Here is a 13,631-nt window from a genome sequence, read left to right as displayed (position 1 = left end):
TTTATCTTGATGCAATTGATTAATAACATACATTTATATTTAATTAGGTACATACCTTATAATTAATGGGGTTAATGAAAATTGGAGGTAATTAGTATGAATTTCAGCTGGAGAGAACTTCCTAAGTTGATTGTATCCATATTAATAGTTTTTTTAGCTGGGGCCGTAGGAACTGTGTTCACACTAAAGGAAATAACAACATGGTACGTGAATATTCCTAAACCCAGTTGGACACCACCAAACTGGGCATTTGGACCTATTTGGTCTACATTGTACGTGTTAATGGGCATATCACTCTTTCTCATATGGAGGGAGGGTTTAAATCGTAAGGATGTTAAAATTGGAATCGGAGTCTTTGCTGTTCAACTCATCTTAAACGTTGTTTGGTCCTTGGTATTCTTTGGATCCCACAACATAGCTGGTGGATTGGTAATGGTAATACTGCTGTGGATATCAATACTCATAAACATAGTAGTGTTCTACAGAATATCCAAACCCGCAGGAATAATACTGATCCCTTATCTCATATGGGTCACAATAGCAGGTTATCTAAATTACAGCGTTTACTTACTGGGGATTTAATCATTGTTCATTACAAAATAAGCCTTCATGATCCCTGTCTAATTGGTACTTGAATAGAATCTTAATTAGAACAGGTAACTGGCTTTATGAACAGATTAGAAGTTTAAAGAACCAAAAAAAGTATCAAAGGATGGAAATAGAATGTATTCTGTTTCCAATTATTTTTATTTTACATCAACAATTTCCAATGCACCTATGGTTTTGCCCTGAATATTTTTTATTAGAGAAGCACTGAAATTGAGCATGACTCCATCGTAAACCTTTGGAAAATACTCCTCTGCACTCCAGGAATCATCGGACATATCAATTTTTCCAGAGTACAATTCATGCATCATCCGAAACTTATTATCCATTAACAAATCCGCCATACAAGGTCTTTTACTATCATAAAATGATTGCCAATGATTATCAGTCCCAATTATTTCATTTATAGGTGTTCCACTCAATTTTTCCATGGCTTTATTCCAAAATATTACTTCATGTTGGTTGTTTATAAAGAATAGTGGTAATGGTGTTTCCTGTATTATTCCTTCCATTTTAGTTATTTGCTCATGTTTTTTAAGGGCCATGTCAATGGTTAATGTTAGCTCATACTCATCGTAGGGTTTGAGTATATAACCGTAGGGATCAGTTTCTTGGGCCCTTTCAATCAAGGACTTATTCTTGTAGGCAGTTAAATAAATAATCGGTATGCTAAGGTTTTTAATTTGTGATGCGGCATGTATACCGTCCATGTTACCCTTCAATGAAATATCCATCAATATGAGATCTGGAAGTAACTCTTTAGCAATTTTTATTGCATCTTCTCCAGTTGAAACGGTAATTGGAACCTCATAACCGACGGCATTTAAAACACGCTGGATATCTAAGGATATTATTTTATCATCTTCAACAACTAAAATTTTAGTATCTGACATATTTATCAAATCGCAAATTTTATCAAAAATCCCTATACTTTTAGTCCATTAAATATAATACAATACTTAAATTAACATGACAATGTAATAAACTTTGTTGAATAATCTGCAAAAAATATTAAATGTATATGGTTTTTGTTTGATATATATAAAACAAATTTCAGTTAAAGTCATTTTTTACAGTGAAATTATATTGATTTATTGATCTTCTTTTCATTAATTATTTTCAAATTTGACCACTGTTCAATGTTTATTGTTGTTTTATAGAATATTAACTAACAAATACACTAACAAACGCATCATAAATTATCATAACCCTTATCATCCCTGTATAAAAATCGTATTTAGGTAAATATATATAAATTAAAACTCCATATTAAGTATATGAAAGTATTAGATTGTGAATCATTTCATACTACTTTATTATCACTTGAATCTATAACTCATGTGAAGCAAGAGAGTATTTTGAGCTTTTTGAATAATTTTGATATGGATGATTTTTATTATAGAAACCCTCTCTATGGATCTGGAGATGAGTTACTGCTATTAAAATTTAAAAATGAATTTGACCCTGTAACAAGTTATGATCAATCAAATTGGTTTCATTTAACTAGATTATATAAAAATGATGATTTTAAGGATGGAATTCTTCCTTTAGTAGATGTGGTTGAGGATAAATGGGATAAACTTTACAGTTTAATTTCAGACAAGGTATCAACAGAGGAATGGACGGATTTTAGAAAAAATATGGAAATAGGTGCATTAGGACCTCACTCCAGCTTGTACAAATTTCGTATGTCCGGCACAGATTTTAAAGGACCGTACGCCATTTCAATAAAGGAAACTGCATTTGTTTCGGATCAAATTAGAAACCATGATTATCTTGCTGTACCTGAAATCATAAAGGACATATGTTTCTGTTTCGAACAAACCTTTGGATATGATCTTTTCAAGGAATACACAAAAAATTCTGAACCATGTATTGTTAAGTTCAAGGCAGAATATTCCCATCCCAATCTTATAGGAAAGGTGCTGTTCTACCTCTATCAAAGAGTGCATGAAAAAGAGTTAAATTCTAATTGTAAATCCAATTACAATGCTAATGGAAATAAAATACCTCCAGAAGATATTTTAAAGGTTGAATATTTGAACATGGGAACTATAATTGATGGTTCAGCTGTTTAACCAAGATTTAAAATTGATAATAATGAAATTTAACTAATGATGTAGATGCTCTTCAGTTAAGCCACGTTTGACTGGATGAATGCAAACGGACATTATTTTTTAAAATTTTTTCTTTTTTTTGGAAATGAATTATTACATATTGAACTGCTATTTACCCATGGATCAAATTTTGGAATACTAAACTATCTGCCCATGGACTGGCAGGTAACAAATCCCGATCTACATAATTGATAAAAAAAACAGCACCTAAAGTGAAATCAACCAACAACTGAAATGCTAAGAATGTGTCCCTAACTACACAGATAACCATTAAATTGAACTAAATAAGTGATCAGGATAAAAAAAATTTAATAGTCTTTTTTTTGTTCCAATCTTCTTTAGTAATGTTACTGATTAATTTGTTCAATTGAAACCAATTTAAGATGTGTTTGAAATGCTGCTTCCTCATATCCTGGTGGGTAACATGTTACAAGAGTTAGTTCGTAGTTACCAGGGGCGAATTGAATAGGATTGGTTTTATAGTCACTTTTAATATCAGCGTTACTTTCAACTTGATAGATGTAGTTTCTTTGTGTCAAATAATCCGTAATTATTACTTTATCTCCTGTGTTGAGGAGGTTAATATTGGCAAATGGTGCTGAATATCTTGTATGGTGACCTAACAATCCTACAGTGCCATTTTGCCCTGTGAAGAAACTATCGGTGTAGTGAAAAACAGATCCATAATAATTAACCCCATCCTGGCGGATGTCCCAAGTTACATTTTGTGTGGGAATGGTTATTTGACCCCAAATTGGGGTTGAAGGTAATGAACTGTCTTTTATTGTCAAGTTTTTTGTAACAGCTTGAATTTCTGGGCTTTTATAATTTAAGTCCTTGTCTGTTGTTGTGTAAATTATGCTGTACATTGCATTGTTCTTATTGATCCAGATTTCAGTACGCTGATAGGTTTTATCGCTTTCATTAAATTGATATATATTTTCATCAGCCTTTGTACCATTGAGATCTATAGTTTTATGGGATACAAATTTAAGTCCAGATTGATCACCGGGACCCGTGATGGTGAAATTTTCAAATGGCTTGTACTTCGATACAATATTCCACCTGTTAACTGTTACATTTAAATTAGAATTTGGATCATTAAATGCAACTATTTCTGAGGTTCTTGATTTATTTACAATCTGCCAACTGTCAGGGTAATCGAATGACACCTCGTCCTTTTCAAAATGATTTGTTTTGATATTTTTTCCTGAAAATGCAACTGTTGTAAATGCTACTCCCACCACAACAATTGCAATAATGATTAAAATATGTTTGAATTGAATATTCATGAACAATGGCTCCAATACATGTTAATTTATCTATAATTTGTAAGAATTAGATTTATATCAAAGGAACATCCTTTAGTTTTTCTTTTAAATTAGAGAATTTATCTATAATTTTTATAACTCCAAATTATTCATCATACTATAACTACTTTATTAGATAATAAATTATTAATAATAAGTATTATGAATTAAATCAATAATATTGGATGAATATCCAATTAAGGAGTTAATTGATGGTTTCTTTATTTGGAAAAATTTATCGCCATCATATTATTAACTTAATAACTACATAAGTTGTTAAGTTGTTAAGTTGTTAAGTTGTTAAGTTGTTAAGTTGTTAAGTTGTTAAGTTGTTAAGTTGTTAAGTTGTTAAGTTGTTAAGTTGTTAAGTTGTTAAGTTGTTAAGTTGTTAAGTTGTTAAGTTGTTAAGTTGTTAAGTTGTTAAGTTGTTAAGTTGTTAAGTTGTTAAGTTGTTAAGTTGTTAAGAAAAAGAGAAGAAGTTAATGGTTTTTTTTCAAACCATTTAACGCAATTTTTCATCGGTTTTGCACTTTCCATCCAGTACTGTTACCAATCTTTCTGCCATGTTGCCAACGTATGGTTCGTGGGTTACCATGACAAGGGTAACATTTTCTTTGGTGTGCAATTCCTTGAGCAGATCTAGTATGACCTCTCCTGTTTTTGAATCAAGTGATCCTGTTGGTTCGTCTGCCAGAATTATTGAGGGGTGGTTGACAAGTGCCCTTGCGATTGCAACACGCTGCCTTTCTCCACCAGATAATTTGGTTGGTTTTTGATCGATCTTCTTTTCAAGGTTTACAGACTTCAATAGTTCCAAGGCCCTTTCTCTCATTTCTGATGAGTTAGCTTTGGTTTCGTACATAGGAATTTCCACGTTTTCAATCACAGATAGGTTTGGGATGAGGTTGTGCATCTGAAATACGAAACCAATTTCCTGGGAACGGAAAAGATTTAATTTTTTGGCTTTCATCAGATCTATGCCTGCAACTTTGATCATTCCTTCATCTGCGGTGTCTAAAGCTCCAATCATGTTTAGTAGTGTTGATTTACCCGAACCTGAGGGCCCCATTATTGATATGAATTCTCCCTTTTTTACTGTTAGGTCAATGCCATTCAGGGCTTTTATATTTCCATTGTCGTAACTTTTCTTCAGGTTTTTGATTTCAATTACATTTTCGGTATTATTCATAACGCAGTGCCTCCGTTGGGGATAATCTGCTTGCTCTGTAAGCAGGATATAAACCTCCTATCACACCTACAAGGAATGCAACTACGAATGCTCTTGCAAATATGTCCAGTGCAAATGATGGTTTAATTATTCCCGATACTGATGGGCTGTATGTCAGTAGTATCTCCACTCCAACAACGGCTATTATGGTACCAACTACAAATGCAATTAAGGTCAGTACGATTGATTCTCCAAGTATCATGCCCAATATTCGTTTATCTGTCCAACCAACTGCCTTTAGTACTCCAATTTCCCTTGTTCTTTCGTATACAGACATTATCATGGTGTTTATAACTCCCACAGCACCGATGAATATGGCAAGTAATGAAATTGCCCATGATGCAGTGTCAATAAATCCTAATCCCTGATTTATTCTGCTTGCTGTGGCTTCAGCTGTTGTTGTTGTGAGCTGATTCGGATAAGAAGTTTCAATATTTTGACTCACGGTAGTTACATTTGCGTTGTCTGTTACTTTAACTAGGATTGCACTGACCTTGTTGTCGTTGCTTGTTAAATTTTGTAATGTTGACAGTGGCATGTAAATTCCAGCGTCAGTGAGGAAACTTCCTGTTTCGAATGTTCCAGTTATTTTAAAGTCTTTACCATAGAGGTTAATGGTGTTTCCAACTGTTAGGTTTTGATCCTGGGCAAATGTTTTGCCTATTATTACCTCATCGGTGCTTCCGTTGCTAAATGCTGAGCCATTCACAGAATCAATACCAACTAAACTCAACTTTCCAGCATCTATACCAGTTATGGATATCGAACCCCCCGGTCCGAAACTAGATTGAGAGCTGTTCGAACTCAAAGAACTCGCGCTGCTGGATGTGTTTGTCGCTCTTAAAATACCTGCAGTATCTTTAACACCGTTAGTTGAAAGCAGATCGTTTACCAACGATTCATTCAAAGTTCCACCTGAACCGAAACTGTTGGACCCTGTTTGTAGGGCAGTTATTTCTGCTGCTCCTGCCTTCAATGTACTTTGTGTTGAAGTTTTAAGGCCGCCTGTAACCATCCCCAGTGCTACTATTACCATTATACCAATTGCTATCCCAACAATAGCAAGGGCACTTCTTGTTTTGTTTCTGAATGGATTTTTTACCACCAGCGATAAAAATGACATGGTCTTTTTCTCTTTTAAAATCTTTTAAAAATATTTATGCACAAATTTAGAATCTAATTAACTTAAAGCAACTAATTTAACAATTAACTAATTTCTCCCATTTTTTGATTTAAATTTAATAAAATCACTACCCCACAATCTAATATTATGTTTTTGATGGAATTTAAAATATTACTGTCTTAATAAAATGAGCTAGTATTCTTTAGGTAAACACAATAGAATTCAATCATCTCTGGAGAATTTGAAATATAAATGGTGTTGAAAGGACTGATTTAAGTAGATAGTTTTTAAAGAGGTATTTTTTATTTATATTTATATTTACGTTTTAGAATTAATTAAACTAGAATATTAGAAATTTTTCGTGAAAAATATCACAAAAAATAACTTTAATTATAACGTGGTGTGATGTTTATAGATATTTTATATCCCATGTTGTTTATATTGATTAATATTCAATGGTCTTCAAATAATGATTTCAATTATATGAGAAAATTATTTAAAAGATATTTCACTGTGGATATTAAATATTACAGATGATTATTGCTGTGGAATATAGTAATGGAAGGGTAGTTATGATTGCAGAAGAGGACAACGAGAAAATCCCAACTAAAAATTATACTCTTTCTTTCCAAAGGGCGGGAATATTTTCAGTTCTGTTTTTATTATTGTACGTTGGGCTATGGTTTGGTTTAGGATCTAACCACAACACACAAGCAGTTATTTCTTTTTTCATGGTTTCCATAGTTTATCTAGCAGTTACCATCATCTTATATTTCACAACAAAGTCAATAGGATCGTCAGAAAAGCGATTGAAGGCAGCATGGGGATTTTTAACCTGTGCAGTTTTAGTTTCATTTTTAGGTAATTTGTTTTGGGTTTTAAGTATTTTTTCCAATCAAAATCCAACCACGTCGTTTGCTGAAGTTTTGTACGTGATATTTTATCCTCTTTTTTTGATTGGAGTACTCCTTTTTCCATCTTCTAAAAAAACTCAGATTCAACAGTTGAAACATTGCTTCGATCTTATCATCATAATTTTCTCTTTCATGTTGATGTTCTGGATATTTCTACTGGCACCGGGTTTAAAAAATTTCAGTGGAAACTTCGCCAATCTGGTAATAATGTTGTCATACGTTCTTGGAGGACTTGCACTGGTTTTTGCAATGTTCGATCTGTTGCTTAACAGACTAAAAGAGGATATGCACGGTCCTGTGGTATTGTTGCTTTCAAGCACCCTCATCCTTCTAATAACCAACAGTATTTACATCTACCAGTTCATTCATAATTCCTATTTTTCAGGTGATCCTTCAGACATAGGTTGGATCATTGGATACTTACTCATTGGACTTGCTGGAGTGTCCCAATTAAATAATCAGAAAATTAAATTGGATATTTTGATCGAAATTTCGTCCAACATCTACAGAAATTATTCATTTACTTCTTACCTTGCTGTTGCAGGTGTTTCAGTGGGTTACTTATCCTTAGTATGGGCGTACAATACCAACAGTTCAGATTTATATTTTTTAGAATTGGGGGTTGGTGTTCTGATAATTTTAGTTGTTGCTCGTCAATTCGTTTCAATAAATGAAAATAAGAACCTCTACAAACAGGCACAAACTGAAATTGCGTTGAGGAAAGAAATTTCTAAGAATCTAACAGATTCAGAATTGGCTTATCGTACCATATTTGAGAACACAGGTACTGCAACAGTTATTATAGATGAAGACGATGTGATTGCTCTTTCTAACACAGAATTTGAGAAGTTGTCGGGTTATAAAAAAGGGGAGATTGAGGATAAAAAATCTTGGAAAGAATTTGTGGTTAAGGATGATCTAAAACTCATGAAGAAATACAATCAGATAAGGATACTTGAAAATGAACTGGATCCTCAAAACTATGATTTCAGGTTAAAGAATAAAAATGGGGAAATAAAAAATGTCTACGCTGTGGCAGTTTTAATGCCTGGTTCTAATTCTAGTTTAATATCGTTACTGGATGTTACAGATCAAAAGAATGCTGAGGATGAGATAAAAAGATCGTTGCATGAAAAGGAAATTCTTCTCAAGGAAATACATCACAGGGTAAAAAACAATTTAACTGTTATATCAAGTCTTCTTAACCTGCAGTCAAGGTACATAAAGGATAAGGATGATCTGAAAATGTTCATGGAAAGTCAGAGCAGGGCTAAATCCATGGCAATTATCCATCAAAAATTATACTCCTCTCAGGATCTTAAACACATAGATTTCGATGATTATATTAAAACACTTGCAAGGGATATTTTTGATGTTTATGTTCAAAATCCATCGGAAATAAACATGTTCTTTGATGTGGAAGATATTAAACTGGATATCAACACTTCCATACCATTGGGACTCATATTAAATGAACTTTTAACCAATGCACTGAAATATGCATTTCCCCATAATGAACCGGGGGTTTCTAAAAATCATGAGGGTAAAGTCACTGTTAAACTTCACAGGAGAGATGAGGGATACAGGTTAATTGTTGAGGATAATGGTGTGGGTTTACCCGATGACTTTGATATGAACAGCAATACTTCACTGGGTATACAACTTATTAACACGTTAACACAGCAGATAGATGGACATGTGAGTTACTGCAGTGACAATGGAACCAAGTTCATAATAGACTTTAAAGATAACTTGTACTCATGAGTCTAAACTATTTTTTTTGAATTTGAGTTTGTTTTAATTTGAAAAGAGGAAATAAAAGGAAAAAATAGGAAGTTTCTTTAATCAATTTCTATCTTGATCTTGTCTTCTTTAACTTTTGGCAGTTCTATTGTTAACACAGAATCTTCAAATTTTGCAGAAGCCTTTTTAACTTCTACCAGTTCTGGAAGTTTTATTTTCCGATTTACTTCGCCGTAATTTCTCTCTTTTTTGATGAAATCTGCATCTTCAGGATAATCTTCAAATTTAGCTGTAATTTCTACTAAATCTTCGGTTATATGGACAGATACATCTTCTTTTGAAACTCCTGGAAGGTCTGCTTTGATTATGAAAGATTCTGGGCTGCTTATTATATCTGTGAGTGGTTTTTCTCCAGTTGCGTAATCTGAAAGTGTTTTGCCTAGTTCGTCCTGTTTACCTTTTAGAGAGTTGATGAAATCATTTATTTTATTTTCAGCTTGTTTTCGGGTTTTTTCAGTGTTTTCCTTTAACTCTGTTGTTTTCTCAGAAGCTTCATCCTTTATGGCTGCGGTTTTGGTGCCGGTATCTTTTTTAATTTGGGATGTTTTCATAAGGGCTTTGTCCTTTGCTTCGAGTGTTTTGTCGAGGGCTTTGTCCTTAGCATCTAAAGTTTTTTCTAATGCTCCTTTTTTAACTTCTATGGCTTTTTCTTTAGTTTTTGAAGTTTTATCCATGATATCACCTTTTATATCTCAGTTTTCTCCTTTAGATCTTTTGTCCCTGTTTTTTTTAGGGATCTTTTATTCAATGTATCTGTTTGGACTTTTTTATCTGCCATATGAGTTCACCTCATAATTTTCTCCATATCTAGTTTATGTTGTTTTGTTGAAATTAAGTTTACTGTTTAATTATTACATAAATTGAGTTGGTTTCAATAGATTTGTTGGGATGTATACCTTCTAATTATTTTTATTTACCTTTGGTTATTTTAAGATAGGTTTATATGTTAGTATATAATAAGTTAATATATTAAATTTTTATATATTAAAAATTAATATATAAAATTTTAATATATCTGAGGAGAAAACCAATGAAACCAATAGTTAAAGGAATTAAAAATTATTTTTCAGACAAGAAAAACAGGATCGTACATGTAATAGCAGGAATTTCTGGTTTATTAGCCAGTCTATTTAGTTTAATGGGATTTTATGATAGGATATTACTATTTGCCGTAGCGATTTGTTTCAACGTGGTTAGAATGAGGATGATGCCGTGAAAAGTGGGATTTTTGAATTTAATTTTAGCACGAATACGATAATTAGATTTCAAGATGTTTTGGTAGTTTTTTAACAGGTCTAATTTTTTTTATTATGGTAAATGGATTAGTTGTTAAAAATTAAACAATAAATTAAAATTTGACTATTTTTAGGGCGAAATTTTGTAATATTTTATATTCAAAATGATATATTTTGTATTTTGTTTAATATATTTTAAATAACCTGTACAGATGATGTATCAATCATGTGCTTAACCTACTTTTACCAGGAATTTGTACTGGATCTGTGGGGCTTTGTATCAGTCAACTTAAGTTTTGGCAACAATTTTTTCTTCTTTAAAATCAGCTTGATATTTATTTAAACAAGATTATTTTGCTGATTTAAGGCTTTTTTGATTTTAATGTTCTTTATATATATTTTTAAAGTCTGATTCATTGTTTATGGATATATTTGGTTGATTAAAACTTTTTTGTAGGTTATGGGATCCCTTGATGGTATCCAAAGGTTTATAAACAATGAGAGACAAGAACAGTATTGTCGGAAGACGGAAGCATACTTCCGAGTATTTACAAAAATACGATTAAAAAATAAATTCAAAAACAAAAATTTAGAGGTCTATTATGGTAAGAAAAATTGCGATTTATGGAAAAGGTGGAATTGGAAAATCTACAACTACTCAGAACACAGCATCAGCCATGGCTCATTTCCATGGAAAAAAAGTTATGATTCACGGATGCGACCCTAAAGCAGACAGTACAAGAATGATACTTAGGGGTAAAATGCAAACCACCATGATGGACACACTTAGGGAAGAAGGCGAAGAAGCATGCATGAACCTGGACAATGTTATGTCAACAGGTTTTGAAGGAATAAAATGTGTTGAATCTGGAGGTCCAGAACCAGGTGTAGGATGTGCTGGTCGTGGTGTAATAACAGCTATCACACTCATGGAACAACTCAAAGTCTACGATGACAACGACTTTGTTTTCTTCGATGTTTTAGGTGACGTTGTTTGTGGAGGTTTTGCAATGCCAATCAGGGATGGTAAAGCCGAAGAAATATACGTTGTAGCATCTGGAGAAATGATGGCACTTTACGCAGCAAACAACCTGTGTAAAGGTATGGTAAAATATGCTAATCAGAGTGGAGTGAGGCTTGGAGGAATCATCTGTAACAGCCGTAACGTGGACGGTGAAAAGGAACTACTGGAAGAATTCTGTAAAAAAATTGGAACTCAACTTATCTACTTCGTACCTAGGGACAACATGGTGCAAAAGGCAGAGTTCAACAAAAAAACAGTTGTTGACTTCGATGCTGAATGTAACCAAGCACACGAATACGAAGCATTGGCTGGAAAAATTATCAACAATGAAAACTTCGTGATTCCAAAACCAATGTCCATGGACGAACTGGAAGAAATGGTACTACAGTACGGTTTAACTGACTAAAATTAAAATAATCAGAAAATAAACATGAACAGAAAATTGGTAAAAAATACAGTTTATACGACTTTAAATCCAGCAACATAAGATTCAAGGAAACCATCCTCTAGCAGGAATGAATCATGCTGCTGAAACCAACAAGATCCCCGAAAGGGGTTTGTTGTTCATTTATTTGATCCGATTTTCATCATTTTTTTTAGATTTTTTTCAGGTGAATGCCTACTACCACACGATATGCATAAACATGATCATCATTGGTGTTAGTTTATAAGTTAGAAAAAAAATCAACAAAAAAACAATAAATTGAAGGAGAGAATATAATGCCGTATCATACATTTAAATGCAGTAAATGCATTCCTGAAAGGACAAAGCATGCTGTCATCAAAGGACATGATGAAGATTTAACATCGTGCCTACCTTTGGGTTACCTGAACACCATACCAGGATCAATATCTGAGCGGGGATGTGCATTTTGTGGTGCGAAACACGTTATTGGCACGCCAATGAAGGATGTTATCCACCTCTGCCACGGCCCTGTGGGCTGTACCTATGACACATGGCAAACTAAAAGGTATATCAGTGATAACGATAATTTCCAGTTTAAATATACCTTTGCAACTGATATGAAAGAGAAACACATAGTTTTTGGTTCAGAAAAACTATTGAAGGAAAGTATCACAGAAGCCTTCAAAGCCTTTCCAGAAATCAATAGAATGGCCATCTACCAAACATGTGCCTCTGCACTCATAGGTGATGACATGGATGCTGTGGCACAGGAAGTCATGAATGAAATGCCCGATGTCGATATCTTCGTTTGTAACTCTCCAGGATTTGCAGGACCAAGCCAATCAGGAGGCCATCATAAAATTAACATAGCATGGGTTAACCAGAAGGTAGGAACAGTCGAACCCAAGATCACCAGTGACTACGTAATAAACTATGTTGGGGAATACAACATCCAGGGTGACCAGGAGGTTATGACTGATTACTTCAAAAGAATGGGAATCCAGGTACTTTCCACCTTCACAGGAAATGGATCCTATGACGATCTAAGAAGCATGCACAAGGCAGATCTAAACGTGCTTGAATGTGCCAGATCTGCAGAGTACATCTGTAACGAGTTAAGGGTTAGGTATGGAACTCCAAGAATGGATATTGATGGATTTGGTTTCAAACCACTTTCAGAATCACTCTTAAAGGTAGGATTGTTCTTTGGTCTCGAAGAAGAAGCTCAAAAGATCATAGAAGAAGAAACTGCCAGATGGAAACCAGAACTCGACTGGTACGCCAGAAGATTGAAGGGAGTTAAAGTCTGTCTCTGGCCAGGTGGTTCAAAACTATGGCACTGGGCCAATGTTATCCACGAGGAAATGGGTGTTGAAGTTGTATCGCTTTACACAAAATTTGGCCATCAAGGAGACATGGAAAAGGGCATAGCAAGGTGTGGTGAAGGAGCACTGGCCATCGATGATCCAAACGAACTCGAAGGTATCGAGGCAATGATGGAACTCCAACCAGATGTTATATTCACCGGTGTGAGGCCTGGTGAAGTTGCCAAAAAACTCCGAGTCCAATATTTAAATGCCCATGCATATCACAACGGACCATACAAAGGATATGAAGGATGGGTAAGATTTGCCCGTGACATTTACAACGCAGTTTATTCTCCAATCCACCAACTTTCAGGCTTAGATATCAGTAAGGATGAAATAGACATGAACAACGGGTTTGTGACTAAAAATATAATATCCGATGCTAAAATTGATAAAGAAGCATCAATTGCCAATAATGAAAGGGAATACACAGGAAAATATGATTGTGTAACACATCTTCGTGATAAAACTTACTAACAAAAATTTTTTACAAGAATA

11 protein-coding genes are annotated in these 13,631 nt (G+C 33.8%); 6 read left to right on the top strand and 5 right to left on the bottom strand.

Features of this window, described 5'->3' with window-relative positions; translation table 11 throughout:
- Positions 1–96 precede the first annotated feature (96 nt).
- Positions 97–582 carry a TspO/MBR family protein gene (locus tag METBO_RS09035; RefSeq protein WP_013645402.1) on the top strand — a complete coding sequence of 162 codons (486 nt, stop codon included), beginning with the start codon at positions 97–99 and terminating at the stop codon, positions 580–582.
- Positions 583–746: 164 nt separating this feature from the next.
- On the opposite strand, the gene METBO_RS13240 is transcribed toward METBO_RS09035, so the two are convergent.
- Positions 747–1,499 carry a response regulator gene (locus METBO_RS13240; protein ID WP_013645401.1) on the bottom strand — a complete coding sequence of 251 codons (753 nt, stop codon included), beginning with the start codon at positions 1,497–1,499 and terminating at the stop codon, positions 747–749.
- 489 nt (positions 1,500–1,988) lie between these two features.
- Here METBO_RS13240 and METBO_RS09025 point away from each other — a divergent pair, with 489 nt between their 5' ends.
- Positions 1,989–2,684, top strand: coding sequence for a hypothetical protein (locus tag METBO_RS09025; protein WP_158304907.1), 696 nt, complete (start codon positions 1,989–1,991; stop codon positions 2,682–2,684).
- 386 nt (positions 2,685–3,070) lie between these two features.
- On the opposite strand, the gene METBO_RS09020 is transcribed toward METBO_RS09025, so the two are convergent.
- The 3 genes from METBO_RS09020 to METBO_RS09010 form a co-directional block, all read right to left on the bottom strand.
- Entirely contained in the window at positions 3,071–4,015 is a 945-nt protein-coding gene (locus METBO_RS09020; protein WP_013645399.1) for a sortase domain-containing protein, read from the bottom strand.
- Between the two features lie 520 nt (positions 4,016–4,535).
- The gene (locus METBO_RS09015) at positions 4,536–5,222 is read right to left on the bottom strand and encodes an ABC transporter ATP-binding protein (RefSeq protein WP_013645398.1); all 687 of its coding nucleotides are present in this window, start codon (positions 5,220–5,222) and stop codon (positions 4,536–4,538) included.
- On the bottom strand, positions 5,215–6,384 hold the full coding sequence (locus tag METBO_RS09010; protein ID WP_013645397.1) for an ABC transporter permease: 1,170 nt from the start codon (positions 6,382–6,384) through the stop codon (positions 5,215–5,217). The genes METBO_RS09015 and METBO_RS09010 overlap by 8 nt, the downstream gene beginning before the upstream one ends.
- Before the next feature lie 572 nt (positions 6,385–6,956).
- Here METBO_RS09010 and METBO_RS12880 point away from each other — a divergent pair.
- Entirely contained in the window at positions 6,957–9,062 is a 2,106-nt protein-coding gene (locus METBO_RS12880; RefSeq protein WP_048650816.1) for a histidine kinase dimerization/phosphoacceptor domain -containing protein, read from the top strand.
- A gap of 77 nt (positions 9,063–9,139) precedes the next feature.
- Here the strand turns inward: METBO_RS12880 and METBO_RS09000 are convergent, their stop codons facing one another.
- On the bottom strand, positions 9,140–9,775 hold the full coding sequence (locus METBO_RS09000; protein ID WP_013645395.1) for an Hsp20/alpha crystallin family protein: 636 nt from the start codon (positions 9,773–9,775) through the stop codon (positions 9,140–9,142).
- 356 nt (positions 9,776–10,131) lie between these two features.
- Between METBO_RS09000 and METBO_RS08995 the strand changes: the two genes are divergently transcribed.
- The 3 genes from METBO_RS08995 (at position 10,132) to anfD (ending at position 13,610) form a co-directional block, all read left to right on the top strand.
- Positions 10,132–10,317, top strand: a complete 186-nt coding sequence (locus tag METBO_RS08995; protein ID WP_013645393.1) for a hypothetical protein — start codon at positions 10,132–10,134, stop codon at positions 10,315–10,317.
- A gap of 621 nt (positions 10,318–10,938) precedes the next feature.
- On the top strand, positions 10,939–11,766 hold the full coding sequence (nifH, locus tag METBO_RS08990; RefSeq protein WP_013645392.1) for a nitrogenase iron protein: 828 nt from the start codon (positions 10,939–10,941) through the stop codon (positions 11,764–11,766).
- 314 nt (positions 11,767–12,080) lie between these two features.
- Positions 12,081–13,610: a nitrogenase iron-iron protein, alpha chain gene (gene anfD / locus METBO_RS08985; RefSeq protein ID WP_013645391.1), complete on the top strand. Its 1,530-nt coding sequence runs from the start codon at positions 12,081–12,083 to the stop codon at positions 13,608–13,610.
- Positions 13,611–13,631 lie beyond the last annotated feature (21 nt).

Origin of the sequence: Methanobacterium lacus, assembly GCF_000191585.1 — an archaeon.
Lineage (GTDB): Archaea > Methanobacteriota > Methanobacteria > Methanobacteriales > Methanobacteriaceae > Methanobacterium_B > Methanobacterium_B lacus.
This window is presented reverse-complemented; position numbering and strand designations above follow the sequence as displayed.